The sequence below is a fragment of the Streptomyces subrutilus genome (genome assembly GCF_008704535.1).
Taxonomy (GTDB): Bacteria; Actinomycetota; Actinomycetes; order Streptomycetales; family Streptomycetaceae; genus Streptomyces; species Streptomyces subrutilus.
The window spans coordinates 2596777-2623754 of sequence record NZ_CP023701.1; the positions used below are offsets into that span (position 1 = coordinate 2596777).

At 71.3% G+C, this 26978-nt stretch carries 16 protein-coding genes and 1 pseudogene; 3 read left to right on the forward strand and 14 right to left on the reverse strand.

Going from position 1 to position 26978, the window contains the following annotated elements:
• Positions 1-62: 62 nt before the first annotated feature.
• Genes CP968_RS11015 through CP968_RS11030 form a run of 4 tightly spaced genes read right to left on the reverse strand, consistent with a single transcriptional unit; the run spans position 63 to position 4046 of the window.
• On the reverse strand, positions 63-1007 hold the full coding sequence (locus CP968_RS11015; RefSeq protein ID WP_150517846.1) for a hypothetical protein: 945 nt from the start codon (positions 1005-1007) through the stop codon (positions 63-65).
• 44 nt (positions 1008-1051) lie between these two features.
• Positions 1052-2242: an AAA family ATPase gene (locus tag CP968_RS11020; protein WP_150517847.1), complete on the reverse strand. Its 1191-nt coding sequence runs from the start codon at positions 2240-2242 to the stop codon at positions 1052-1054.
• Positions 2239-3567, reverse strand: coding sequence for a DUF262 domain-containing protein (locus CP968_RS11025; protein WP_229886115.1), 1329 nt, complete (start codon positions 3565-3567; stop codon positions 2239-2241). Before CP968_RS11025 ends, CP968_RS11020 begins: the two co-directional genes overlap by 4 nt.
• A gap of 32 nt (positions 3568-3599) precedes the next feature.
• Entirely contained in the window at positions 3600-4046 is a 447-nt protein-coding gene (locus CP968_RS11030) for an ATP-binding protein (RefSeq protein WP_150517848.1), read from the reverse strand.
• 159 nt (positions 4047-4205) lie between these two features.
• On the opposite strand from CP968_RS11030, the gene CP968_RS11035 reads away from it, so the two are divergent.
• A complete protein-coding gene (locus CP968_RS11035) occupies positions 4206-5078 on the forward strand; it encodes a helix-turn-helix domain-containing protein (RefSeq protein ID WP_150517849.1) in 873 nt (290 codons plus the stop codon).
• Entirely contained in the window at positions 5075-5260 is a 186-nt protein-coding gene (locus tag CP968_RS11040) for a DUF397 domain-containing protein (RefSeq protein ID WP_150517850.1), read from the forward strand. Before CP968_RS11035 ends, CP968_RS11040 begins: the two co-directional genes overlap by 4 nt.
• A gap of 49 nt (positions 5261-5309) precedes the next feature.
• Here the strand turns inward: CP968_RS11040 and CP968_RS11045 are convergent, their stop codons facing one another.
• The 4 genes from CP968_RS11045 to CP968_RS11060 form a co-directional block, all read right to left on the reverse strand.
• Positions 5310-10850 carry a DNA methyltransferase gene (locus CP968_RS11045; protein WP_150517851.1) on the reverse strand — a complete coding sequence of 1847 codons (5541 nt, stop codon included), beginning with the start codon at positions 10848-10850 and terminating at the stop codon, positions 5310-5312.
• 1 nt (position 10851) lies between these two features.
• Positions 10852-13857, reverse strand: a complete 3006-nt coding sequence (locus CP968_RS11050) for an SNF2-related protein (protein WP_150517852.1) — start codon at positions 13855-13857, stop codon at positions 10852-10854.
• A 100-nt stretch (positions 13858-13957) separates the two neighbouring features.
• Positions 13958-15121 carry a serine/threonine-protein kinase gene (locus CP968_RS11055; protein ID WP_150517853.1) on the reverse strand — a complete coding sequence of 388 codons (1164 nt, stop codon included), beginning with the start codon at positions 15119-15121 and terminating at the stop codon, positions 13958-13960.
• Between the two features lie 180 nt (positions 15122-15301).
• The gene (locus tag CP968_RS11060; protein WP_150517854.1) at positions 15302-17779 is read right to left on the reverse strand and encodes a helicase-associated domain-containing protein; all 2478 of its coding nucleotides are present in this window, start codon (positions 17777-17779) and stop codon (positions 15302-15304) included.
• Between the two features lie 675 nt (positions 17780-18454).
• Between CP968_RS11060 and CP968_RS11070 the strand changes: the two are divergent.
• Positions 18455-18922, forward strand: a pseudogene (locus CP968_RS11070) (hypothetical protein); the annotation flags it as partial.
• 104 nt (positions 18923-19026) lie between these two features.
• Here the strand turns inward: CP968_RS11070 and CP968_RS11075 are convergent.
• The 6 genes from CP968_RS11075 to CP968_RS11100 form a co-directional block, all read right to left on the reverse strand.
• A complete protein-coding gene (locus CP968_RS11075) occupies positions 19027-20091 on the reverse strand; it encodes a CaiB/BaiF CoA transferase family protein (RefSeq protein WP_229886114.1) in 1065 nt (354 codons plus the stop codon).
• A 62-nt stretch (positions 20092-20153) separates the two neighbouring features.
• Positions 20154-21470, reverse strand: a complete 1317-nt coding sequence (gene hemL / locus CP968_RS11080) for a glutamate-1-semialdehyde 2,1-aminomutase (protein WP_150517855.1) — start codon at positions 21468-21470, stop codon at positions 20154-20156.
• A gap of 191 nt (positions 21471-21661) precedes the next feature.
• Positions 21662-23740 (reverse strand): acetate--CoA ligase family protein, encoded by a 2079-nt coding sequence (locus tag CP968_RS11085; protein ID WP_150517856.1) that lies wholly within the window; start codon positions 23738-23740, stop codon positions 21662-21664.
• Positions 23737-25071 (reverse strand): glutamyl-tRNA reductase, encoded by a 1335-nt coding sequence (locus tag CP968_RS11090; protein ID WP_150517857.1) that lies wholly within the window; start codon positions 25069-25071, stop codon positions 23737-23739. Before CP968_RS11090 ends, CP968_RS11085 begins: the two co-directional genes overlap by 4 nt.
• Before the next feature lie 16 nt (positions 25072-25087).
• On the reverse strand, positions 25088-26116 hold the full coding sequence (gene hemB / locus CP968_RS11095; RefSeq protein WP_150517858.1) for a porphobilinogen synthase: 1029 nt from the start codon (positions 26114-26116) through the stop codon (positions 25088-25090).
• A 3-nt stretch (positions 26117-26119) separates the two neighbouring features.
• The gene (locus CP968_RS11100) at positions 26120-26947 is read right to left on the reverse strand and encodes an aspartate/glutamate racemase family protein (protein ID WP_229886113.1); all 828 of its coding nucleotides are present in this window, start codon (positions 26945-26947) and stop codon (positions 26120-26122) included.
• Positions 26948-26978: the final 31 nt, after the last annotated feature.

Sequence of the window (26978 nt, forward strand, 5' to 3'; positions counted from 1 at the left end):
CCGTCCTACGGTAACGGCGACACAGTCGACCCGGGACCTGCGGCGTTGTGCTGTCCCAGGTCTCAGACTCCGCGCTTGCGACCCACGTAGGCGATGCGCAAGGTGCGTTCCTCGTGTACGAGCCGGAAGTGCATACGTCCCGGCTTCGGAAGGAATTCGCAGTGCCAGTCAAAAATTCGTTCCACGCCGTCGAGATCGATGAATTTGCAGAGCTTTCTGCGCATCTCGAACTCGGTCCGCACATCAGAGCGCCACAGAGGCGCGATGGGGCGCGTCTCCGGATCCCACCCGCTGACCGCCAGTTCCAACTCCTCCAACCGCTCGCGCACCGGCCGGACCCACCCCTCGGGAAGGCCCCTGAAGTCGGCTTCGGCCTGGGGCAGGAACTGGAGGTGGGGGAAGAGGGCCGCGCGTCCATCCCAGAGGTCCGCCCCGGTCCGGACGGCGCTCAGGTCCCCCCGCCGTGTGGCTTCGGCGCACTCCCGGATCCACGGCAGGTGCTCGTCCACGTGTTCGCGGGTCGAGGCGTGCGGGATCTTGACCTCGGTGAAGGCGGAGCCCGGACCGTCGTCACCGTCCACGAGTTCTTCCCTGACCAGAGTCAGGCGCGGTCTGTCCCAGTGCGGAGCGACCGGAAGTGAGACCCCCATACCCTCCATGAGGTGGGCCGCGCCCAGCCCCTCGACCGGAACACCCTCATGGCGGTACTCGACCTCGTAGTAGCCCTCCCCCTCGGGGTAGACGGCTTCGTGGGGCCACTTGGTCTGCATCAGCAGCAGCCGCTGCCACAGCTCCTTGTTCCGCGCGAGGCCCGACCACTTGCCGATCGGATGGCCCTTGGCGAGCTGGAGTCCATTGACGGGCTCGCGGGCCACCAGGACCGTGCCGGGCCGGTCCTCTCGGGCCACGGTCAGGACGGCCTTGACGAGTTCCGACATGGCCCGGTTGACGTCCTCGGTTCCTCCGTCGGAATCGCAGGACTTCTCGTTCAGGAACAGCTGCGGCACGTTTCCCCCTCCGCGACGATGTGTTGCCCGCCCCCCGGCGGTGGTCAGCCGATCAGCTGGTCGAGCGTGTTCTCCAGCTCGTCGAAGAATCCCTCGGGCCACTGGTCGAGCAGCCCGTCCCGGTCGACCTGGGGGCTGACGACGTCCACCCCGGTGCCGTCCCCGCGGAAGAAGTGCAGGACCACCTGCTCCGGGGTGAGCCGCCCCTGTTTCACCGCGAGCCGGACCCCGTTGATCACGTGGTCGCTGTGGGTCTCCACTACCAGCTGCACCCCGTGCGCAGCGGCGGCCGCCGCCAGGCCAGCCATGCGGGTCTGGCCCTGCGGGTGCAGGTGGGCTTCGGGGTTCTCCAAGAGGATCAAGGAGCCGGGCCGGGCCGTGAGACAAGCGACCACGACCGGCAGGACGTAGGTCAGGCCGAAGCCGACGTTCCCGGGGCGGCGGCGCAGGCTGGGCCCGATGGAACCCTCGAAGCCGTACGAGAGCTGGACGACGTCGGCGCCTGCGATGGCATCCGCCTGGATGTCCACTCCGGGGCACAAGTCCCCCATCCAGGCCGCCACCTGGTCCAGGAGGAACCTGGACCGGGTCCCCGGGTGGCGCAGCGGACCTTCCGGCACCTCGTCCTTCGCATGGTGGCGGAGGTAGTTGACGGTGTGCTCGCCCCTGGCACCCAGGAAGCCGCGGCCGATGACAGCGTGGTGGTCGCGCGGGTAGAACTCGGCCGGCGTGATGCGGTCGGCGTGCAGGTACTGGAACCCGGCCGTGAACCACGCCGGCTGAACCGCCGCGTCCCCGTCCGGCCGGGCCACACCCTCGGTGACGAGCGGCAGGTCAGTGGCGATCAGTGGTAGCAGGTTCTGTTCGGGCGCGTATCCGACGGTCCAGGCGTACCGGTACCGCCCCTCGGTGACACCGAGCGTGATGGCCGGGTCTTCACCGGTGAAGTCCTCGTGGAGGACGTCCTGTCCGGTGCCGAGTCCGACGAGTTCGCTGTTGAGGAGGAAGCCGTTGCCGTGGTCCTCGTCGGGCGTGCGCCCCTCGGCGAAGGCGACGGCGATCTCCGCCACCTGGTCGAGGTCCCCTGCTACATAGGACTGGTGCAGCAGGCCGAGGGCCTGGAGCACCGTGCTCTTGCCCGAGGAGTTGAGCCCGGTGAGGAGAGTCAGCGCTCCCAGCGGAAGTTCGATCTCGCGGAACGCCTTGAAGTTCCGCATGGCGAGCCGGTCGATCACTGAACTACCCCCTGGAACAGCTTGCGCATTTCTTCGAACCTCGTCCGCACCTTCTTCGGGTCGCCGGTGGCCACGGAAATGGACCGGTCGAAGTCCCAGTCGGCCATCAGCGCGAAGAAAGCGCGCAACACGTCGTCCCGAGACGCTACCAGCCGATCACGTTCTTGATCAGTGAGGTGGGCGAGATTGACGGCGACCGTCTCGAACAGCGCCTTGTTGATGGGAGAGCGGCCCTTGCCGCCACGCCACTTCCGGAAGGCATGGTCGCCGAACAGCGCGGTCGCGTATCTCATCGCCGCCCGGAAATCCCTGGCCAGCGCCTCCCTCTGTTCCGGTGTCAACCGGTTGACGCCGTGCATGGCATCGACGAGGAACTGGTCGAAGTCCCGCTTCGTGTACTCGGCGGGCTCGGCGAGCCGGAAGGCGAGGAAGCGCAGGACCATCTCGCGATCGGCCATGCGCTCGTTGGACACGCTCCACCCGGTGGCCTCACCGAACGCGGCATCCTCCGCCAGATCCGCCAGCAGCTCCCGGGCCGGCCCCTTGACCATGGCGTGCCGGATCTCCTGCGGCTTCAGCGGCAGCCCGCCGGTGTTGATCCTGGAGAAGACGTTGTACTTGACCGCTTCCGGCGTGCCCTGCTGAATGATGTGCACGACGAGCTGTGTCTCTCGCAGCCGGATCTTCAACCGTCCGGTGAGGTCCGCATAGCCCTTCCCGTGGAAGTCCCGCAGGTAGTCCAGTCCGCGGAGGGTGAGCGGGGTCATCCCCACCGCGTCCGGGGCCATGAACCGGGCGATGGCGGTGAGCCGCTGGATCCCGTCCACGACGGCCCAGTTGTCGTCTTCGTCCTGGGCCATGTGGAAGGACGAGATCGGGATGCGCAAGAGCAGGGACTCCACGAGGCGGCTCTGCTGGACGTCGGTCCAGATCCCCGCTCGGCGCTGGAAGTCCGGAGCGAGATCGATCATCTGCTCGCGGAGTCGGGACAGGAGCAGGTCGACCGTGGTCGCCTGGGTCTCGATCTTGATGTTCTCGGGCCGGAACGGGGCGGAGATCTCGTCCGAAGGGGGCGCAGGCGCGGGCTCCCCCGGCTCTTCGTCCAGGGGCTGCTCCAGCTCCACACCGGTCGAGCGTCCGTTCGCCCCGATCTCGACGGGGCTCTCCCCCGTGGAGAACAAGTCGTCCAGGCTTGCCCACTGGTCCGGCGCCAAGTACCTGTCGTTCCCGACCGCCCGCTCCCGGCCCGCCGGCCGCCGGCCGCTGTCTTCCAAACCCGTCATCTCTCCCCGTCGCCCTCGCACCGCGCCGCCGCCGTCACCCACTGGGGCCAGCCTATAGACGGCATCGGCCGACGTCAGTGCGGCAGGTCCAGCTCGGCGATCACGGTCTTGCCGATGGGCAGCCGGTCCCGCACCTCCCAGCGGGCCGCGACCGCCTGTACGAGGAACAGGCCTCGGCCGGTGTCGGCGAGCGGCCGGGGTGTGCGGAGCCCGGCGGGTTCCGGAGGGCGCCGCTCGCCCCGGGCGTCGGAGACCTCGATCCGGAGCGTGTCCGGGTGGAGGGTGAGCGCGAGCTCGAAGTCCCGTCCGGGCACGCGGCCGTGGGTGACGGCGTTGGCGGCGAGTTCGGCGACGAGCAGGGCGGTGGTGTCGGAAGGTTCGGTGCCGTACGGGAGTCCCCAGGCGTGGAGCTGATGGACGGCGAGGTAGCGGGCGAGGCGGGCGCCGCGCGGGGTGGAGCTGAAGCGCTGGGTGAACACACGTACGGTGACCGGCGCTTGCGGCGCGGATGGTGGCGTCATGAGGCCAATGTGGCGGCGCGGAGGGGGTGTTCACCAGGGTGGTGCCGCGTACGCCGGGTCAGCGTACGCGCACGGAGGGTGGACAGTACGCGTCACCGACCGTGACGATGGAGGAGTCGGGAGCGTTACGGGGGACACGTGCGCGGGAGGTGGCCCGGGATGGCCTACGAGAACACGGACGACGACGGTACGGGCGAGGAGGCGGGCGGCAGCCCGGTCGGCGCCGAACCGGAGGCGTCCGACAGTCTGCGCACCTTCGGCGCGGTCGTCCAGGCCCTGCGGGAACACGCCGGGCTCAGCCGAGAGGAGTTCGCGGAGCGGGTCCGTTTCTCGAAGCACACGGTGGCCTCGATCGAGCAGGGCCGGCGCATGCCGGACGAGGACTTCGTGGAGCGGGCGGAGGAGGCCACGGGCAACGTGGGCGCCATCCGGAAAGCCGCACCGCACTTGTCGCGACAGCCTGGCCTGGCGAGCTGGTTCCGGCGCTGGGCCCGCCTGGAGCTGGAGGCGGTGACCCTCTACACGTACGAGTGCCGCATGGTCCCGGGGCTCTTGCAGCCGGAGTCGTACGCGCGCACGCTGTTCACGGACCAGCTGCCGCCGCTCAGCGACGCGCAGGTCGAGGCCCAGTGGACGGCGCGAGCGAAACGGCAGCGGCTGCTGTGGGAACGGCCGAACACCACGTTCGGGTTCCTGCTGGAGGAGCAGCTGTTCCGGCGGGGGACGGGTGGGGCGGAGGTGACGCGGACCCTCATCGACCGGGTGCTGGAGATCGCGGAGCTGCGGAACGTGGAGGTGCAGGTGATGCCCCTGGCCAGGAGTTCGCATGCGGGGCTGGATGGGCCTATGCAGTTGCTGGAGACCCGGTATCCAAGGTGGTTCGCGTACTGCGAGGGCCAGCGCAGCGGGGTGCTACTCAGCGATCCCAGGGAGATCAGCGTCCTCCAGCGGCGGTATGCCAGGATGCGGGCACAGGCCCTCTCTCTGGAGGACTCCGTGGGCCTGCTGCGGGAGATGCGAGGAGCACTATGAGCATGGAAGAGCTGACCTGGTACAAGAGCAGCTTCAGCAGCGGTGGCGACGGGGACTGCGTGGAAGTAGCCGCGGGCGCCTCGGCGGTCCACATCCGCGACTCCAAACACCAGGATGGCCCCCGGCTCGCCCTCTCCCCCACCGCGTGGGCCGACTTCGTCGCGTACGCGCCCGGAGCCTGAGCCTGATTGCCTGACGAGAGTGCTCCGCCTTTGGCGGAGCACTCCGCGTTCATTTGGCAGGCGGGGTCCACTTCCCCGCGTCGATCGCCCCCTGAAGCCGCTCCGAGAAGCAGGCGTGCGCGGCCCGCATCTCGGCATCTCGCTCGGCCTTGTAGAAGGGTGCGCTATAGCCCTCGGGCGGCCCAGGGCTCTTCTTGTTGTCGTAAGCGAGGAACTGCTCGTAGTGCCGCTTCGTCTGTCCGTGACCGTGTGCGTACGGGTCCTGCGCGATCTGGCGCCCGCTGGCGTCGAACCACATCTGCGACTCTCGGTCCGCCAGAATCGCGTAGCGGGCCTTATGGATGGCCATCAACTCGTCGGCACTCATGCCGAGCCACACTGCAACCAGCGCGTCGATCTCGACCAGCGCGGCACGACGCTCGTACTCGGAGCGGAGCGGGGTGTCATACTCCCAGGTCGACTTGAGCCCGGCTGCGAGCGGTCCCAGTTCGGGCCACTTCACGGCCCAATCTTCATAGCCCGGCCATGTCATGTCGTAGAGGTCTCCCCACAGCGGCGCATACGCCTCCGTGAGGCAGTTGAGACGGAGTGTGCGGAGGAGAAGGGCGCCAGCCAGCGGATGCGCCGGGTCCGCGTAAGGCATCTTCTGGGCCTCGGCCACCTGGAGGTGTGAACGGCCAGTGATGCGTAGGAGGTAATCGAACGGGATCGAAGCCCAGAAACCTGCATTGAGGGCAGTACCTCTATTACCCGCCAATGCCATCGACTGCACCGTATGAACATGGGCCGGACCTGGGGGCATCAAGGCCGCGAAGAGACTCCGCTCAGTGTTGAAAGGAATCATGACGCGCCACGCCAGCCGGTAGAACCGCGTGTACGGCTGGAACCACCACAGACGCTGGCGCAGCAGCTCCCGCTGCTCGTCCTCTCCCAGAGCTAGCTCTTCCTCGGAAAGCACCTCGCTGCGGTCTTCCCACTCCTCAGCGCTCGGCTGCCAGTCACTCGTCAGCCGAGAACGGTCCAGCCAGCGATCCTGCTCCCTCTCGTACTCCTTGAGAGAGCACGTCTCGGGACGGACGTAGTTCGTGCGGGGCACGGCATCCGCTGCCAACTGCGTGAGGTCGAAGCTGGTCCAGTCGTGGTTGCCCCGGCAAGGAATCTTCGGCTGCTTGCTGATCGGCGTGGCGATACCGAAGTGCGGCCCTTGGAGAACCAACTCGGACAAGTCCCCCGGTTGAGACGTGTGCCAGGAGATGAACCCGTTCTTCTTGTCGTTCGCCTCGTCGAACCCTCGGGTGATCCTGGGCTCGTGTTCGCCGACTCGACGCGACACTCCAGACAGCGCCTCAATCGCCCCCTGCTCCTCCGTAGTCGTCGGCTGGAGCAGCGCCGCCTGCTGAGCATTTCCCGAATCGCCCGTCAGCTTCTGCCACTTCTCAAGCACCTGCTCATCCACCCGAATGACACGCGCACTGTGGGCCCTCAGGTCCCAGCTGCCACCGTGCTTCATCCCGGGCTTCTCGCCCTCACCGTGGTGGTCGAGTGACGCAACGAGCGGCTCCACACCGTACAGGCGGCTGAGGTTGTCGAATCCGATCTGCTCCTGCGGGTTCCCGTAGATGTGCACACCGAACTCCGTGTTCCGGCTGGCCTCGAATGCCCAGTTACCGACGTTCACGAACCCCGCGTGCAGCCGCAACCTCGGGTATGCCGCGCCTCGAATGCGTCCATCCTTAGTGCCTCCGAGGTGCGTGTCCGGGTGTACCAGTCCTGCCATGCCATGAGCCCCCAGATTGGCCCATGTCCGACACATGAAGGCACGGTACAGATCGGGCTGGGTGCCCGTCAGCACCGGATACCCGACGGCTGAGCCCAACCACGCCGCCATGGCCGAGTGCGACGCCAGCTCGCGGAGGAAGTATCCGAGGGAACCCTCCGAGTCGAGCACGAGCTGCTTGCGCTCTCGCCACTTGGCCACGCTCGGCTTTTCGGCCAGCATGAACCAGGGCTCACGCTCGGCAAGGACCGGGGCCTCCTCCCACCTGGGCCGGACCCACGGCGGGTTGCCCACCTGGAGGTCGAAGCCGCCGCTCGCGCCCCGGAAGATGTGCGCGAAGTGCAGCTCCCAGTGGAAGAAGCCGTGGCCGTCCTCCGCCTTTATGTCGCGTTCGTTCGTGCCCGCGATGGTCTCGACCGTGTCCAGCCAGGGGAAGCGGAACGGCAGCCGGCCGGGGGTGTCCATGCCGAGGGTGCCGTCCAGGCGGTCCTCGATGTCGGAGAGGAAGTCGAGGGCCTCGTCCACCGAGAGGTTCTCGATGCCCGCGAGCAGGGAGCCCTCCGGGACGTCCTCCGTGCCGAGGGCCGCCTCCAAGAAGTCCAGCCAGTCCGCCATGTTCTGGAGCGGGATGCACGGCCGTCGCTGGTCGGTGATCTGGGTCTTGCGGCCCGTCGTACCGCGCTTCGGGCCGGTCTCCAGGCCCGCGCCGTCCTCCGCCGCGCCCAGCTCGACCTGCTCCCCGTCCGGGTCGTCGAAGAGGCCGGCCGCCCGCCACAGCTGGTCCCCGGGCGCCGGGCCCGTGGGGGCTACCGGCTCGGCCGGGGTGGCCGTGCGGCCCGTGATCAGGGTCGGCAGCGCCGACTCCTCGACCAGAGCGCCGCCGGTCCCGTACACCCGGTCCGTGCCGTCGAGCACGCCCACCCGGTCCAGCGGCCAGAACCACAGCGCGCACCAGGCGTCCATGACGGTCTTCAGCCGCCAGTACGGGGTGCCGTGCCGGGTCAGGTCGTCCAGGACCTTCTGCTTGTCCGCGGCCTCCGAAGGCTGGTCCAGCCAGTCCGCGCCCCAGACGTCGATCCGCCGCGAGATCTTGCGCTCCGAGAGCTCCAGGCGCGTCGCCACGAGCGACCACAGGAACTCGGCGCGGCGGGCCACGCCCTGGATCCGCACCAGCTCCGTCTTGGCCGCGGCCTTCTCCCACCGGGCGTACCGCTTCGCCCGCGCCTCCGGAGCCTCGTCGCCCTTCTCCACGAACGGCTTCGGGCCCTTCGGCGCGTGCTGGATCCCCTTGCGCCACTTGCCCAGCGCCTTGGCCTCCGGCTCCGCGAGCTTCTTCGCCTCGGGCTCGCCCGCCACCGCGCCCCACCCGATCGCCGGGAGGAGGAAGTGGTGGACGGCACCCTGCGGGAGGGCGCCCTCGCGGAACGGCAGGTCGACCGGTGCCAGGGTGTCCTTCTTCGCCAGCCACTGGCCGCCGGTCAGGACGTGGGAACGGTAGATCTTGCGGCCGGCTCCGATGAGGGAGTTGCCCCGGCGCAGGTGGAGGCCGAACCAGGGGGCGCGCATGCCCGGGTGCATGGAGTTCAGCCAGAGCGAGACCTCGGCCAGCTCGACCGCCGTGGCATTGAGGTCGACTCCGTAGGCGTTGTGCAGGGCGATGTACGCCTTGATCCGCTGGAGTTCGATCTGGCGCTGGTCGGCGTCGACCCGGCGGCCGAGCTCGTGCTCGCGGCGGCGCAGGTACTCCGCGGCCACCTGGTCGATGGCCTCGTTCAGGAAGGCTCCGGAGCCGAGGGCCGGCTCGCAGATCTTCCACTCCAGCAGTTCACGGCCCGGGGTGGTCGCGCCGTCCTGGTCGAGGCGGTGGCGCAGGGCCAGTTCGACGGTGACCTCGGTGAGGGACTTCGGCGTGTAGTAAGAGGCGGAGGTCTGCCGGTCGCGGCCGGCCAGCCGGTAGACGAACTTGCCGCGGGAGTGGACCACGCGTTCGGCCGCGCCGGTCTCTTCGTTCACGCGCCGGACGAAGACGTCGTCGGAGTAGTCCTTGACCTGGGAAGCCTTGATCATCCAGCTGCCGCCGGAGGGGTCGCCTCCCTTGGCGACCTCCCACAGGTCCTCGTCGGCGATGAAGCCGGTGTACGACATCAGGCCCTCGTACACCGCGCCGAGCTGGTTGATGCCGAGCTGCGCGTACGAGATGAAGCCGCCGCGCTCCTTCCCCTTGCCCTTGGTCAGCATCAGGCGGCGCAGCACCTTGTGCAGCGTCTCGTTGCGCAGCCGGGTGTCGAGGTAGGGGCGGCGCCCGGCTTCGGCGCCGTCGCGTTCGTAGGCGGGGTTCTCGATCTGGTCCTCGCCGATGAGGCGGACGGCTTCCTTCTTGAACAGGTCGGAGCGCAGGGGCTCGAAGCGCAGGCCGACATCGGCGCTGCGGGCGGCGGCCCGGCGGGCGCGGTCGGCCTCGCGGACGCGTTCGGTGTACTCGGCCTGGGTGAGGGTGCCGGCGGCCAGGAGTTCGGCCGCCTCCCGCTCGACCCGGGTGGCTTCCCGGTCGGCGGCCTGGGCTACGAGGTCCTCGGGTTCGGAGCCGAACTCGCGGTGGCCGCGCTCGACCTTCTCGAAGAGCAGCTCCAGGGACTCGTACAGGTGGAAGCCGCGGCGCGAGCGTTCACCGACCAGGTCGCGCAGGACGAGGTCGCCGAGGCGCTGGAGCCCGTAGCCCCGCTCGTACTCCGGGTAGTCGGAGGGAAGGATGCCCAGGGCCGGGCTGGCCTCGGCGTAGAGCAGGAAGAGGATGCGGTAGAGGTAGCGCAGTGCCTCGCGGCTGAGCTCCTTGGCGAGGCGGGCCGGGTCGTCCAGGTCGGCGGGGGTGACGCCGTTCCCCGGTTCGCGCAGGCGTGCCAGGACCTCGTCGGCGATCCACTCGACGCTCAGGCGCAGGCCCTCGCGGAGTTCGGTGGAGACCCCGATGGCGTGCTTGCCGGACTTGTCGAGGAAGCCGGCCAGGGGGGCGGCGCCGCCCTCGGCGGGAATCCGGAGCGAGTCGGCGCCGAACAGGGCGGCGAGGGTGTCGAGTTCGCCGCCGCCCCGGTCATCGCGGCGGTTGAGGGCCGCGTCGAGGTCGGCTGCTAGGTAGCGGCCTTCGTTCCAGGCGAGCCGGTCGGCGAGGACGATCACTCCGCCGACGAGGAGCAGGACGTAGCGCGGGGGCTCGTCGCACGTGAACAGGAAGTCGGTGAGGGCCTTGGCATCGACCAGGCTCCCGGCGCCTTCGAGGGCGACGGGGTGCAGCAGGCGGCCGGCGCCCTCCGGGTCGAGGGCGGCGTCTGCCTGGGTAGTCCAGCCGCAGGCAATGGCGTACAGGCCGGGCTCGGCGTGGACGACCTGCACGGTGTAGGCGTGGTCGGACCGGTGGACGGTGACCGACTGCTCGTGGGCATCGGCGTACCCGAGGGCGCGCAGGGTGTCCAGGTGCAGTTCGGTGACGCGCTTGGCCCAGCCGGCGGGGACGACGGCGTCCGGCTGGGCGAGGGCTTCGGCGTCCTCGGCGAGGACCGCGCGGCCGGCGAAGTAGGGGCCGTGCAGGGCGCGCAGGCTCTCGCGGGGGGTGCGCACCCGGGCGGGGACGGAGGCGGGGTCGGCGCCCTGCTTCTTGGCCTCGGCGACGGCGGTGGCGTGGCGGTGTCGTTCTTCATCCTCGGCGGCGGCCCAGCGGGCCAGCAGGCCGTCCTTGGCCTTGAGGTCCTTGGGGAGGACTTCGGCGAGGTAGTGGGCCGAGAGGTAGTCGCCGTGGTTGACCAGCGAGTCGTACGTCACGTCAGTTGTTCTCCGCCTGGTCGTCGGACGGGGTGGGTTCGGGGGTGGGCGGGCCGTCGGTTCCGGCGGCGGCCGATGCCGGGTCGCCCGGGCGGTCCAGGACGGCCAGGACGCGCAGCAGCGGCCGGCCGGTGGTCTCCAGCTGGTCCAGCAGCCGGGCCAGCTCGTCGGCGGTCTCCTCCACCTGGCGTTCGCGGCGGCCGCTGGCGCCGCCTTCCAGGGTGTCCTGCTTCCAGCCGGAGACGTGCTCACGGTAGGCGGCGAGGGGCTCGCTGAGCTGCGCGGCCCACTCTTCCTTACCCGCTTCGAGATGGTCTCGGGCGACGGCGACGGCAGCGGGGACGAGGGACTGGAGGTGGTCGAGGTCGCGGGGGCCTCCGGTACGGGCGAGCCGCGGATCGACCTTGGCGTCGCGGAGGGCATCCGCCATGGGGACGACGCCCGGGCAGCCCGCGGAGCCGTCGAGGCCGGTCACGGCCATCCAGCGCACCACGGTCGGGCGGCCGAGGGCGTTGGAGTAGATGCCCTGGACGAGGAAGACGGGTCCGTCGACGTGCGGTGAGGTGATCACCGGAGCCTCCTGGTGACCGAATTCGACCAACACCTTGTCGGTCAGCCACTCCACCACGGGGTGGAGGTCGGTGAGGAAGGAGACCTCCGGCCAGAGCGAGGTACTGCTCTTACGGGCCTCGTCCAGTTTCCGCTGGGCCAGCGCCCGGTCGAAGGTGACCAGCATGCGCTTGGCCACTCCCTGTTCCTTGAGGTAGGACGGCGGCAGGGCCTTGAGCCGGTGGAGCAGGTCGGGCGCCATGGCCGGGGACAGGGAGAGGTAGGAGCCGCTGCCCTCGTTCTTCCTGGAGAGGTCGATCAGGCCGGCCGCCTGGTCTCCGAACACCTCGTCGAGGGCGGTGCCCACGAACTCGGCGGTGTTCCCGTCGAAGAGGGAGACCAGTTCGGCGCGGGCGGGCAGCTCGTGCTCGGTGACGGTGTCCACCTGGCCGAACAGGTCGAAGAGCTCGGAGTCGCCGTTCTCGGCGGCGTCGTCGAGGAAGTCCTCCACGCTCCCGCCCTTCACCAGTTCCCTGATGAGTCGCCGTTCTTCCTCCTCGGCCCGGTAGCAGCCGGTTTCGGCCTCCGCGGTCCCGTTGAGCTTGTGCGCCTCCTCCTCGCGCAGGATCAGCTTCTCGGCGACCGTGCGGTCGTCCTTGGCGCCGGGGTGGGCGGAGGTGAGGACCAGGGCGCGGAACTCGGGCTGGTGCTCCTGACCGTAGCGGTCGATACGGCCGTTGCGCTGTTCGATCCGGATCAGGGACCACGGGATGTCGTAGTGGATCAGCTGGTGGCACTGCCGGTGCAGGTTGACGCCCTCGGAGGCGACGTCACCGGTGAACAGGAGGCGCACCTGGTTGTCTGCCAGCCCGAAGGCCTCAAGGATCTTCAGTTGTTCCTGGTCGCCGAGGCCACCGTGGAGGAGGCGGACGGCCTTGAAGGAGCCGTCCTCGTCCGCCTTGAAACCCAGCCGGGCGGGCACGGTGCGGGACAGCCACTTGAGGGTGCGGATGCGCTCGGAGAAGATCACGGCCCGGGTGGTGGAGCGTGGGCCGACGCCGATCTCCTTGAGCTGCTCGACCAGGGTGTCCAGTTTCGCGGAATCGCCGGGTGCGGTGCCGTCGCCCATGCCGTCGACGAGCTCGCGCAGGCGGCGCAGGGCTTCCTGCTCGGGCGCGATGGCCGGGTCCGGGGTGCGGCCCTCCTTCGCCGCCGTGTCCAGCTTGCCCTGGAGCGTGGTGAGGCGAGTCGCGACGGTGTCGCCGAGGGCCTTGTGGGAGGAAAGGAAGGTCTTCAGCAGACCGAAGGCGAACAGCGGGTCGGCGGTGACGGAGACCCGGTCCTGGTCGGCGGTGCCGAACTCGCTGCTCGCCGGGGGCACGGGCAGCCAGTGGTCGGTGAGCTCCGCGAAGATCTTCTCCTCGGCCTCGGTGGCCGGGCAGTGCAGGGAGAGCGTGGGGCCGCGGTCGGGCCACTCGTCGCCCATCTGGTCCCGGACCTCGGGGCTGATCTTCGTACGGCGGATGTAGAGGTGCCCGAGGTCCTCGGCCGGGTCGTAGTGGTCCCGGTCGGCGATGGCGGCGGGGTCCAATAGCGAGATCAGGTCCGCGAAGGAGCGCTTGTCACCGTTGTGCGGGGTCGCGCTCGCGAGGAGCAGGGCGTCCGTGCGGGGGGCGAGGATCTCGGCCAGGGCGCGGCGCTGGCTGCCGGCGTTGATCAGGTTGTGCGACTCGTCGATGACGACGGCGTCCCAGCGGATGCGCTCCAAGTGGTGCCGGTACTGACCGATGTTCTTGAGCGTGTCCACCGAGATGATCACCCGCTTGTAGTGGGTGAACGGGTTGCGGCCGGCCGGGATCTCCCGCTGGATGCGCTGGAGGCCCAGGGAATCCAGGCGGACGAGCGGGATGGCGAAGCGGGTCCACAGCTCGTGCTGGAACTGTTCGAGCACGCTCTGCGGCGTGACGACCAGGATGCGCTCGCCCCGGCCGCGCCGGATCAGCTCGGCGAGGGTGAGACCGATCTCCAGGGTCTTGCCGAGGCCCACCACGTCCGCGATGAGCAGGCGGGGGCGGAGGTTGCGCATGGACAGGGCCAGCTCGGCGGGTCTCTGCTGGTAGGCCAGCGGGTCGAGCAGGAAGCGGTCCGCGAGGGCGAGGCCGCGCTCCGACTGCGGGAGGGGCGTCTTGCGGATGACGGCTTCGAGGAAGAGACGGGCCCGGCGGAAATAGGAGGAGGTGTCCGACACCAGGCGGGTCTTCTCGGGGTCGAGGAGCTCCACGGCGTCGATCCCGCTGAAGAAGACCGCTTCCTCGTCACGGACGAACTCGGATACACCGAGCGCCTCGATCTTCTCGCCGTCGTGTTCCGTCGGCATGGAGTTGCGGACCAGCCACTGCTCGTCACGTACGAGGATCTGGGCGCCCGGCGGATACCGGTTCTCCCCCTGCTCTGCCACTCCTGATCCCTCCGTGATGCGTCGTACGGCCGTCCGGCCGCAAGTCTGTCACGGAGGAATGGGAGGGGTGAGCCGTCCGGAGGAATCCCGTGATCTTGACTCAGAACCGGGCGTCACGGGCGTACGCGGCCCGGATCTGTTCCGCGATACGGAGGGGGGCGGAGAGCCGGGCACCGGCCTCGGTCCTGCGGCGCGAGACGGTGCCGCGCGAAGCCGTTTCTCCGGCAGGCGCCGAGGGGACCTCTTCGGGTGTCACGGCGGAGTCGGCGGATTCCTCCTCCGGCGAAGACTCCGCCCCCTGCCCCGCCGAGTACTCCTCGTCCTCCGTGGCCGCCACGTCCACCAAGGTCGGGGTGTACTCGGGGGTCGCGGTCGGGAGCTGTGGGACGACCACGGCGGGGATGCGGTCCGTGAGCCGGCGCTTGGCCTGGCGGGCGGTGAGGCCGAGGCCGTGCATGACCTGGACCAGTGCGGCGGTCACCTGCGCCAGCGTCGGCCGGGCCGCCGGATCCATCCCGAGCATGTCCGCGATCAGCGGGCTGAGCTCGGGGGGCAGGCCAGTGAGGTCGGGGGCGGTGGCCGGATCCTCGATCCTGAGCGCGACGGCCTGCCAGGTGGGACCGGTGTACGGATAGTGCCCGGTGGCGGCGTAGAGCAGGACGGCACCGAGCGCGTAGACGTCGGCGGCCCGGTCGAGCTGGTGTTCGCCGCGCGCCTGCTCCGGAGGCATGCACAGAATGGACCCCACGACGTAGCCGGTCGCGGTCAGGAAGGAGCGCCGCTCGGCGAGTACGGCCAGGCCGAAGTCGATGACCTTGGGGCCGTAGGAAGCGAGCAGGATGTTCTGCGGCTTCAGGTCGCGGTGCAGCAGGCCCGCCTCGTGCACGGTCACCAGTCCCTCGGCGAGCAGCGCTCCGAGGCTGGCGGTCTCGGCCGCGGGGAGCGGGCCGTGCTCGGTGACGAAGGACCGCAGATCGGGCCCGGGCACGTACTCGACGGCGAGCCAGGGCGCGTCGGCGTGTGCGTCCGCTGTCACGAAGGCGGCGACGAACGGCCCGTACACCGTCTTCAGGCTGTCGACTTCCAGGAGGAACCGGGTACGGGTGTCCTCGTCGAGGACCGAAGGTTTGATCACCTTCACCGCGACCTGTTGCCCGGCCGCCGATTCACCGAGGAACACCTGGCCCATGCCACCCGAACCGATCCTGCATACCAGGGTGTAGCCGCCGATGGTCTGCGGATCGTCGTCCCTCAGTGGCTCCACGGGTACGTGCCCTCCCCCTTGTGGCCTTGTGCGTAGTCCGCCACCTGCAGGCACAGGCGCGCGATCCACGCAAGTGTAGGGCGCCGGGTGCCGTGACCGCCGGGCTCTGGGGCCGCCTCCGTCGCCCCGGTTGCCCGCACGGTGGACGCGGCACCGTCGTCGAGGTCCGGCGCGCACCTCCTAGCCGCCCGGGGCGAGGGTGGCGGCCAGTAGACGGGCGCTCGCGGGAACGCCGCGGGCCGGGTCACCGTAGGCGCTGTGAGCCTCGTCCAGGGTCGGCAAGAGGCTCGGTGCGCGGTCGGTGGGGGCGCGGTCGAGGAGTGTGGTGCCGGTCTCGGCCTCCTGGGTGGGGGCGTAGCCGGCCGTGCGGAGGGCTGACAGGGTCTCCTCCGGCGGGGCTGTGGAGATCAGGACGGTCGGGGCGATTCGGCGCAGGCGGAGCTTGGTCAGGCCGCGGGCCTGGGCCACCTCGGCGATCAGGGCGGTGTCGTCCGAGCGGATGCAGCAGGCGGAGCGGACGACCTTGAGTTGTCCGTGGGTGCGGGCGGTGTCTTTGATCGTGTAGGCCAGTGGTTGGGGGAGGGGGGTGTCGCGCTCGCTCGCCGCCGTGAGGCGGTCGAGTAGTTCGTCCGTGCTCCAGCCGGCGTCCAGGGCCCGGCGGATGGAGGTTGCCGTGATGCGCCAGACCACCGCGTGGCCCTCGGACTCGATGTCGCCGACGGCGGAGAGCAGGTCGGCGAGGGCGGGCGCGGGCGCGCCGGTGGCCGTGGCGGTCAGGTCGCTCTGAAACCGGGCCTTGTCGCTGGGCTCGGGCAGCGCTGCGTACAGCTCCTCGCGGAGGGTGGTCACCGCCTTCGCCAGGGCGGGGCGGAGGGAGAGGTCGTCGCCCAGGCCTTCCGGGCCGCGGGCGGCCGGGTCGGCGCCCGCGCCGGGTACTGCCGGGTAGTGGCGGGCGGCTCCCGCCTCCAGCAGCTGGCACAGGGCCCGCCCGGCGGGGGTGAGCGCGCCGTGGGCCACCATGCCGAGCAGGGCCGCCTCGGCCAGGGTGGCCGCCATGCGGTCGAGGACTCCGTCCAGGCCGGTCAGCTCCCCCGTGGCGTCTGCGGCCAGGTGAGCGCGCAGGGCGGGCTGGAACCATGCGGCCAGGGAGAGCAGTTCGGTGTATCCGCGCGCGTTCGCGGTCAGCCCGTGGCCGTCGGGGAGGACGGCGAGCGCTCGCAGGACCCCGGTGCGGAGGGTCACGGCGTCCTCGTCCTGGGGACTGATGAGCGCGACCGGGGTCTCGTCGGGGTCCGGCCAGTGGGTAAGAACCGCGGGGACCACGGCCCAGGCGGCCAGGAGCGACAGCAGTTTGCCTGCGGGCGGAGCGGCGGCCCAGGCGTCGTAGCGGTCGCTCGGCAGCAGCCGGGCGGTGGGCTTGGGGGCCTTGGAGTTGCGGCGGCCGCGGGAAGCGGGGGCCGGTTCGTCGTCCCGGGGCGCGGCCAGGCCGGCGTTCACCGCGAGGTCCAGCCACAGCCGGGTGTCGGCCTCATCGGCCCCGGCCGCCTTGGCCAGCCGCCGGGTGTCCCGTACAGCGATCCCGCCCGCCTTGCGGATCGCGACCGGCTGGGCGGCCAGCGCCCGCAGTACCAGTTCGGCCCGCCAGGCGGCCGCCGCGGCGGCAGTGCCACCCTCGCCCTCCCAGCCGGACGGCAGCGGCACGGTGGCGGTGAACGGCTCTGGTTCCAGCCGGGGGCTGGGCGCCGCGCCCTCATCGCGGAGCGCACGGGCGACCTCGTAGGGGAGCTCCCCGAGGTCGGGGCCGGAGGGGATCAGTAGTCCGCGCCCGGCCAGCCAGTCGGTGCCCTCGTCGCCGCTGCCGCCCTCCCGGAAGACGTACTTGGCGTCCGGGCCCGCGTACTGCGACCCGTACCGGCCGACGAAGCAGTGGGTCCGCAGCAGCGGCGGGCCGGGTACCAAGTGGTCCAGCAGCTCCAGCGCCCGGACCGGGGCGTTCTCCACCAGTGCCCGCACCCGGGCGGGATCGGCGAGCAGAGCGGTGATCAGCGCCTGGGCCTGGTCGCGGGTACGGGCCGCCCCCTCGCCGAAGAGGTTTGCGGCGATCCGCTTGACCTCGGGGGCGTTGTAGGCGGTGGTCAGCAGCCGGTCGGCCGTACGCCCGTAACCGTCGAACCCGGCGGCGCGGACGTGCAGCAGTGGTGGGAGCGCCAGTCGGCCCTTGGGTGCGGGGAGCAACAACGCGCGCTCCCGCAGTCGGGTGAGTGCGTGTTCCGCCCGCTGACGCTTCTGCCCCGGCTCGAACCAGGACAGTACGTCCCGCTCGGGCACCCATCGGTCCGCGGGTTCCACCGGGGAAACGGGCTTCCGCTGTTGCCAGGGGTATCGGGTCCCATCCTCGGCCTCGCCACCGGCTGCGGGGCCGTGCCGCTCCAGGGCGAGGGCGGCGATGGAAGCGAGCAATTCCAGTTCTCCGGCAGTGCCCGCCATCAGCCCCTGGCCCACCGACTCGTCGGTGAGCAGGTGTTCGGCGAGCTCGCGGAGGGTGGTGATCCGTCGGTGCCCGGCGGCGAGCGGCAGATCCCGCTCCTCCAGCAACGCGGTCAGCCGCTGAGGATCCAGGGTTCCCAGCCATTTCACAAGGGCGGTACGCGCATTCACCCGGCCAGGCTAGCGCTGTCCGGTCACCCCACGGAGGTGAACCCGGCCGCGTCACCACCCTCGCGGTTTCCCTGACTACTGCCAGGCGCGAACAAGGTCCTCCGGACCCCAATGCGCCGCAAGAGGCAGATCGTCCTCGACAGGGGATCCCGCGTTGCAGGAAAGCAAGCCAGAACCGCAGGTACGGATCGGCGATGCGATAGCGCTTGTTCTTGCTGTCCGCCTTGACCGACAGCGGCAGGTCAGCGGCCAGGAGTCGCTTGGCAAGCAGCGTGTTCAGCAGCGGAGACAGCGTGCCCGAGGCCAGCGCGCCGGCACCACCGGCCTGCGCGGCAATGGTGGAGAAGGTCCGCTCGCCACTGCCGACCGCTTCCAGGATCGCGCGCGAGTGGGACGCCTCGGGAAACTCCCCCGGCAGCGACGGTGCGCCCGCCACCACCAGCGGCGCGAACGGGTTGGACACAGCCTCGCGCGGAAAGTCCTGGCGGCCCATCCCCGGCCGCCAGGACTGAACGATTTCCGGGAACCCTCCGGTGATCAGCAGCGTCCACCGCTTCCGCCGCGTCCAGACCGGTCATCGCCTGCACATTGGCCAGATGCAGCGGTCGTACGGTCATCTTGGACGCCCGGCCGAAGAACGGGCGCCCATAGGACTGCAGCGCCTCCATCACCGTCCTGCGGGCCGGTCCGGCCTTCTGGGTGCTGTCCGGCTACACCGGTGCCACCTTCCGGACGGCGACGCTGATGAACGTGGACGCCTGGGAGCGGCGCGACATCGTCAACGTCGCCGACATCAACCAGGACTCCACGCCGGACCTGCTCTGGCGCAACCTGGACAACGGCACCATGTACGTCCGCCACGGCAGGCCCGGGTCGGTCGCGGGGAGCGTGGACCTCAACTCGCTGACGCTGGCGAGCAACTCCCTGAACGGGGACGTCCAGTACGGCACGAGCTGGACCGAGGCGAACGTCTCGACCGCGATCGGCATCCCGGACGTCAACAACGACTCGATCCCGGACCTCTGGGCCCGTTCGGGCGTGGACGGCCAGATGCGGGTGTACTACCCGTCGCAGACCAACACCAACGCCCCGGCCAAGAACGTCCTGACGGTCGACTGGCGCAGCCACCGGTCCCTGAGCTGACCCCGGCCCGGGCGCAGGACCGCCCGGGCCCGCACGCGGCAGCGGCCCGCCCGCCCCCGGTCGGGGGCGGGCGGGCCGCTGCCGTCGTCGGGGGTGCCCGCGGGTCAGCTCGGCCAGGCCAGGAGGGCGGCCTGCGGGGTGAGGCCGGGCTTGGGGGGCGGGGTCGGGGCGGGGAGGGGGGTGCGGCTGAAGCGGGGGGACGGGGACGGCTGGGGGTGGCCGGCCACGTCGACGAAGGTGGCGCGGGCCGCCAGGGCTTCGTGGGCGGCGGCCTCGGTGCGGGTCAGGACGGGGAAGACGCAGGCCTCGTGCTCCTCGAAGAGGGTGGTCCAGTGGTCCCGGGGGCGGGTCAGGAAGGCCGCGGCGATCTGCTCGCGCAGGCGGGGCCACTGGGCTTCGTCGGCGCGGTCGGCGAGGTCCGGGCCGTCGATGCCGAGGCCGGTGACGAGTTCGGCGTAGAAGTGGGGCTCGATCGCGCCGACCGCCACGTGGGCGCCGTCGCCGCACGCGTACGTCGAGTAGAACGGGGCGTCGGTGACCGTGACCCGGCCCGGGACCTCGCGCCACTGGCGGACCATCAGGTCGAGCAGCGCGGCCCCGTCCGCCATGGCCGCGTCGACGACCTGGCCCAGCCCGGAGCGGTGGCGTTCCTGGAGCGCCGCGAGGACGCCGAGGGCCTGGAGGAGGCCGCCGCCCGCGAAGCTGGAGAGGTACGTGGAGGGGGGCGCGGGCGGGGCGCCGGGGAGCCGGTCGCCGTCGAGCAGGCCGGTGACCGCGAGGAAGCTGAGGTCGTGGCCTGGCCGGGTGGACCAGGGGCCCTGCTGGCCCCAGCCGGTGACGCGGGCGTACACCAGGCGCGGGTTGGTCTCGGCGAAGGCGTCCGGGCCCAGGCCGTAGCGCTCGGTGAAGCCGGGCTTGAACCCTTCGAGGAAGACGTCGGCGCGCTCCAGCAGGGTCTTCACGGCGGCGAGGTCGGCGGGGTCCTTCAGGTTGGCCGCCACCGAGCGGCGGCCACGGGCGAGCGGGTCGCTCGGCTCGTACTCCCCGCCGGGCGAGGGCCGGTCGATGCGGACGACGTCGGCGCCCAGTCCGGCCAGGATCGTGGCCGCGAAGGCGGCGGGCGCGCTGCCCGCCAGTTCCACTACGCGGATGCCTTCCAGAGGGGGCATGGTGCTCCTTGTTCGGTTGCTGTGGTGGTGGTCCGGATGCCCGGTCGGGAGGTCTCGCCGGGTCAGGGGGTGGCCGACGCGGCGGCGCGGGCGGCGGCGGGCAGGGCGGCCAGGACGCGGTCGACGGCGCGGTCGTCGTGGGAGGCGGAGACGAACCAGGCCTCGAAGGGCGACGGCGGCAGGTAGACGCCCTGGGAGAGCATCGAGTGGAAGAACGCGCGGTAGCGGAAGGCCTCGGTGGCCTTGACGGCGTCGTAGTCGGTGACGGGGGCGTCGGCGAAGAAGACCGAGAACATCGTTCCGGAGTACTGGAGCTGGTGGACGACGCCGGCGTCGCTCAGGGCCTTGGAGACGCCGGTGCCGATGGTGTCGGCGACGTCGTTGAGCCGGTCGTAGACCGCGTCGGTGCATTCGCGCAGGGTGGCCAGGCCGGCGGCGGTGGCCAGCGGGTTCCCGGCGAGGGTGCCGGCCTGGTAGACCGGGCCGGCGGGGGCGAGCAGGGCCATCACGTCGGCGCGGCCGCCGAAGGCGGCCGCGGGGAAGCCGCCGCCCATGACCTTGCCGAAGGTGAGGAGGTCGGGGGCGACGCCGTCCACGCCGACCCAGCCGGTGCGGGAGGCGCGGAAGCCGGTCATGACCTCGTCGGAGATGTAGAGGGCGCCGTGCCGGTGCGCGAGCTCCTTGAGTCCGGCGTTGAAGCCGGGCAGCGGGGGTACGGCGCCCATGTTGCCCGGGGCCGCCTCGGTGATGACGCAGGCGATCTCGGACCCCCGCTCGGCGAAGACCCGCTCGACGGCGGCCAGGTCGTTGTACGGCAGGACGAGGGTGTCGCCCGCCTGCGCGCCGGTGACCCCGGGGGTGTCGGGCAGCCCGAAGGTGGCCAGGCCGGAGCCGGCCGCGACGAGCAGGGCGTCGACGTGGCCGTGGTAGCAGCCCGCGAACTTGACGATCTTCGTACGGCCGGTGAAGCCGCGGGCGAGCCGGATCGCGGACATGGTCGCCTCGGTGCCGGAGGTGACCAGGCGGACCTTCTCGACGGGGCCGATCCGGCCGGTGATCTCCTCGGCGAGGGCGATCTCCCCCTCGGTGGCGGTGCCGAAGGACGTGCCCTTGGCCAGGGCGCGCTGGACGGCGTCCACGACGGCCGGGTGGCGGTGGCCGAGGATCATCGGGCCCCAGGAGCAGATGAGGTCGACGTACTCGTTGCCGTCGGCGTCCGTGAGGTAGGGGCCCTGGGCGGACTCCATGAAGACGGGCGTGCCGCCGACCGAACCGAAGGCGCGGACCGGGGAGTTGACGCCGCCGGGGATGACCTGGTTGGCGCGGTCGAAGAGCTGTTCGGAGGTCGGGGTGGGGGTGGGCGCGGTGGGCTGCGGCATCTCGTGTGCTCTGCCTTTCGGGTGGTCCGGGGTGGTCCGGATGGTCCGGGGTGGTCCCGGTGGGTGCGCGGGGGTGCGCATGCGGGGCGTGCGGGCGGGGTGGGGGGTGGGGGTGGGAGGGGACCGGTCGGGAGCCGGCGGTCAGGGCATGGCGCCGGCTCCCGACGGGTCGGTTCGGTGGCCCGGCGGGGTCAGGCCTCGGTCGCCGTGCGGACCGGGGCGGCCGGGTCCGCGGGGGTGGTCGTGTAGGCCGCGTCCAGGACGATCGCGCCCTCGGGCAGGACGCGGACCGGGTTGAGGTCCAGTTCGAACTCGCCGGGCCAGGAGGCGACCAGGCCGGCGACCCCTTCGAGGACCCGGGCCAGGGCCGCCTCGTCGGCCGCGGCCCGGCCGCGGGCACCGCGCAGCAGGGCCGCGCCGCGCAGCTCGCCGATCATCGACTCGGCGTCGCCGGGGGCGAGCGGCAGCAACCGGTGGCTGACGTCGTCGAGGAGTTCGGTGAACACCCCGCCCAGGCCGACGGTCAGTACGGTGCCCAGGGCGGTGGAGCGGGCTCCGACCAGGACTTCGACGCCTTCCGGGGCGAGTTCCTCGAAGAGGACGGCGCCGCCGAGCGCGGCGAGCTTGGCGTACGCCCCGGGGGCCTCGGCCTCGGTGACGCCGACGAGGACGCCGCCCGCCTCCGACTTGTGCAGGAGTCCCGGTACGACGGCCTTGGCGACGGCCGGGCCGCCCAGTTCCCGGACCGCGCGCACCGCGTCCTCGGCGTCGGTGACGGTCCGGCCGCGGGGGACGGTGATGCCGGCGTCGGCCAGCAGCCGCTTGAGCTCCGGTTCGGTGGCCGCGGCGGCGGGGGCCGGGGTGCCCGGGCCGTCGCCGGGGGCGGCCGGCGCGGTGCGGGGGCGGCTGACCTGCCACAGCGCGGAGGCGGCGCGCAGGGCGCGGGCGGGGGTCGGGTAGTCGGGCAGCTGGGCGTCCCGGAGCATGGCCGGGGCGTCGGGGGCGAGGAAGTCGGCGCCGGTGCGGGCGACGAGGATCGGCTTGCCGCCCTTGCGGGCCGCCTTGGACAGGGCGGTGACGGCCTTCTCGACGTCGGGTCCGGCCATCACGCAGAAGCAGGCGATGATGATGTCGACGGACTCGTCGGCGATGAGGACGTCGAGCGACTTGTCGAACAGGGTCGGGTCGCTGAGGACGGTCGCGGTGATGTCGACGGGGTTCTCGACGGAGCCGAAGGGCGGCACGATCTCGGACAGGGCGGCGATGCTCTCGGGGGCCAGGTCGCTGAGTTCGAGCCCGGCGCCCTCGACCGCGTCGGCGGCCAGGATGCCGGAGCCGCCCGAGGTGGTGACGACGGCCACGCGGGGCCCGGCGGGGCGCAGCGGGAACTCGAACGCCTGCGCCACGTCGAGGAGTTCGTCGATGTCGTCGACCCGTACGATGCCCAGCTGGCGCAGCGCGGCGTCCAGGACGCGGTCGTCGGTGGCCAGGGCCCCGGTGTGGGAGGCGGCGGCGCGGCCGCCGGCCTCGGTGCGGCCGGACTTGAGCAGGGCCACGGGCTTTCCGGAGGCGCTCAGGACCCGCAGGGTGTCGATGTCCGGGACGTCCTCCAGGTAGCCGAGCAGGCCCGAGACGTCGGGCTCCGCGGCGAGTTCGCGGAGCACTTCGAGGGCGGTGACGTCGGCGTCGTTGCCGGTGCTGACGACCCAGCCGGGCCGCAGTCCGCGCTGGAGGGCGAGGCTGGCGGCGCCGAAGCCGAGGGCGCCGCTCTGGCTGACGAAGCCGAGGGTGCCGGGTTCGAAGGGGACGCTCTCGGCACCGAAGAGCGGGCTGAAGGTGGCCAGTACGCGGTTGTTGAAGCTGACGGCGCCGATGCAGTTGGGGCCGATGAGGCGCACTCCCCCCGCCCGGGCCCGGGCGACGAGGTCGGCCTGGAGGGCGGCTCCCTCGGCGCCGGTCTCGGCGAAGCCGGAGGAGGCGACGATGGCGAGGGGGACGCCGGCGGCGGCGCAGTCGTCGACGGCCGCGGCGACGCGCTCGGCGGACACCATGATCAGGGCCAGGTCGACGGGGCCGGGGATCTCGCGCAGGCTGGTGTAGGCCGGGACGCCGAGGATCTCGCCGCCCTTGGGGTTGACCGGCAGGATGCGGCCCTTGTAGCCGTGCCGGAGGAGGAAGTCGAGGGGCTTGCGCCCCAGTGCGCCGGGCCGTTCCGTGGCGCCGACCACCGCGATCGACTCGGCGTTCCACAGCGCCGATATCGCGCTCATGCCATGACCTCCTGAGTGCTGGTGCTGGTGCTGGTGTTCGTGGCCTGCGCCTCCGGCGCGAAGAGCTCGCGCAGGGCGTCGACGTACACGTCCCCGTCCGGGGCGCCGGCGAGTTCGCGGGCCCGGACCGTGGGGCGGTGGAGCATCTTCTCGACGATCCGCTTGACGCTGTGGGCGACTTCCTTGCGGGCGGCGCCGTCCATGTCGTTCAGCCGGCGGCTGAGCCGGTCGAGTTCGGCGTCGGTGGCCTCGGCCGCGCTGTCGCGCAGCGCGGCGAAGATGGGGGTGGCGCGGGCGGCGCGGCGGGCCGAGTTGAAGGCCTCGACCTCGGTGTCGATGAGCCGGTGGGCGGCCTCGACGCTGGAGACGGACAGTTCGTCGTCGCCGCCCTCGCGGGCGATGCGCTGGAGGTCGACGAGGGTGACCCCGTCGACGCTCCCGGCCGCGGTCTCGATGTTGCGCGGCAGGGACAGGTCGAGCAGGTACAGCGGGCGGCCGGAGCGGCGGGACATCGCGGTGGCGATGTGCTCCTCGGTGACGAGCGGGGCGGTGGCGGCGGTGCAGCTGACCACCACGTCCACCTCTTCGAGGAGGGCCGGGATGGCCTCCAGGGAGTAGCCGGTGCCGCCCGCGGTCTCGGCGAGGCGCTGGGCCTTGTCGGGGGTGCGGTTGGCCATGTGGACGGTCTTGAGGCCGGAGCGGCGCAGGGCGGCCAGGACGACGCCGCCGAAGGAGCCGGCGCCGATGACCAGGGCGGTCCGGCCGTCGAGGGAGCCGACGAGCCGTTCGAAGAAGGCCAGTCCGGCGGTGGCCAGGGAGCGTCCGGCCTCGTTGAGCCCGGTCTCGTTGCGGGCGCGCTTGCCGATCCGCAGGGCGGACTGGACGGCCTGGTTGAGGGTCTTGCTGGCGGTCCCGGCGCGCTGGGCGCGCTCCAGGGCCTCCTTGACCTGGCCGAGGATCTGGTCCTCGCCCAGGACCACGGAGTCGAGTCCGGCGGCGACCTGGAAGAGGTGGCGCAGGGCGTCGTCGGAGCCGCGGACGTACTGGTAGGGGGCGAGTTCGTCGGCGCGCACCCCGGTGTGGTCGGCGATGAGCCGGCCGACGGCGGCCACCGCGTCGGTGCCGGCGGCGGCCTCGACGTAGACCTCCATCCGGTTGCAGGTGGACAGGACGACGGAGGCGGCGATGGCGTCGGACTCGGCCATGCGGGCGGCGAGCTGTTCGAGGGGGTGGGGGGCTTCGTAGAGCCGCTCCAGGAGGTCGAGCGGGGCGGTGGCGTGGCTGATGCCCACCGTGAGGAATCTGCGGTCTTCGGGTGTGGTCGTTTCCACGGTCCTGTCCGTCCCTCTACTTGCCCAGTCGCGGGGCGAACTCGGTCGCCCAGTACGTGATGATCTGAGAGGCGCCCGCGCGGTGGATGGCGGTGAGGCTCTCCAGGACGGTTCCGTCGCGGTCGAGCCAGCCCTTGGCGGCGGCGGCCTCGATCATCGAGTACTCGCCGGAGACCTGGTACGCGGAGACGGGGACGTCGACGCGGTCGGCGATGAGCCGGACGATGTCGAGGTAGGCGAGCGCGGGCTTGACCATGACCATGTCGGCGCCCTCGGCGAGGTCGAGCTCCACCTCGCGCAGCGACTCGCGGATGTTGCCCGGGTACTGCTGGTAGGTGCGGCGGTTGCCCTGGAGGGAGGACTCGACGGCGTCGCGGAAGGGGCCGTAGAAGTGCGAGGCGTACTTGGCCGAGTAGCCGAGGATGGCCACGTTGTGGTGGCCGGCCTCGTCGAGGGCGGCGCGGATGTGGCTGACCTGGCCGTCCATCATGCCGCTGGGGGCGACGATGTGGGCGCCGGCGTCGGCCTGGACCACGGCGGCCCGGGCGTAGAGCTTGACGCTCTCGTCGTTGTCGACGTCCCCGTCGGCGCCGAGCACGCCGGTGTGGCCGTGGGTGGTGTATTCGTCGAGGTTGATGTCGCCGATGACCACGGTCGCGTCGCCGACCTCGGCGACGACGTCGCGCAGGGCCGTCTGCAGGATGCCCTCGGGATCGGTGGCGCCGGTGCCGCGCTCGTCCTTGTCGGCCTCGCGGGGGATGCCGAAGAGCATGATGCCGCCGACGCCCGCGGTGACGGCCTCCGCGGCGGCCTTGCGCAGGCTGTCGCGGGTGTGCTGGTAGACGCCCGGCATGGAGGTGATCTCGCGCGGTTCGTCTATGCCGTCGCGCAGGAACAGCGGCTGGATCAGGTTGTTGGCGTTGACCTGGGTCTCCGCGGTGAGCCGGCGCAGCTGCGGGGTGCGGCGCAGGCGGCGGGGGCGGTGCAGCGGGGCGGCGGCGGGGGTGCTGAAGGCGACGGGTCCGAGGCTGGAGTGGATGGACATGGTTCACGCTCCCTGGATGGTCGAGCCGAGGAATACCTTTTCGAGGTGGTGCGCGATGTCTGAGGGCGGCCGGTGGAACCAGTAGCCGGAATTCGAGCGGCTGAAGATGCCGAGTTCGCCGAGCTGGACGCTGAATTCGGCGAACTTGACGGCGAGGCCGGCCGGGTCGATGACGGGGAGTCCGGCGAGTTCGCGTATGCCGAGGTGCCAGAAGATCTCGTTGGGAATTCCCTCGGCGGGGATGATGACCTCGGCTCCGGCCTGGCGGGCCCGTTCGGCCGCGTCGGTGTAGGTGGCGACGAAGCCGTCGTAGTCGCCGTCGAGGGCGGCGTGGACGCCGGCCCAGCCGTCTGGGACGACCTCGTAGGAGGCGAGCCAGCGGTCGAGGCCGTAGCGGGTGATGTTGGCGCGGATGGGCTCTTCGAGGGGCGGCATGAAGCCGAGGAGCCCGAAGCGCTGGCCGGTCATCGCGGAGAGGAAGAAGGAGGCCTCGCCGTAGCCGAGGGTGGGGATGCCCGCGAGGTGCCGGGCGTCGCGCAGGCCGGGGTCCTGGCCGGCGGCGATGACCCAGGCGTCGTAGCCCTCGCGTTCGGCGCGCAGGGCGGAGTGGGCGAAGTGCTCGCTGAAGAGCACCTGCGCCGAGTGGTGGCCGACGAGCCCGAAGGGGGTGTTGTCGGGGTAGGTCTCGGCGGGGAGGGTCTTGATGTCGATGACGGTGTCGGGGCCCGCGATGGCGTTCAGGTGGGCGCGGTACCAGTCGTCGAGGAGGGGGAGCCGTCCTTCGACCGTGTGTTTGTGGAACCAGATGCGCATGTCGTCCTTCTTCTGCACGGGGGAATGCGGGCAGGGGAAACGGGGCGGT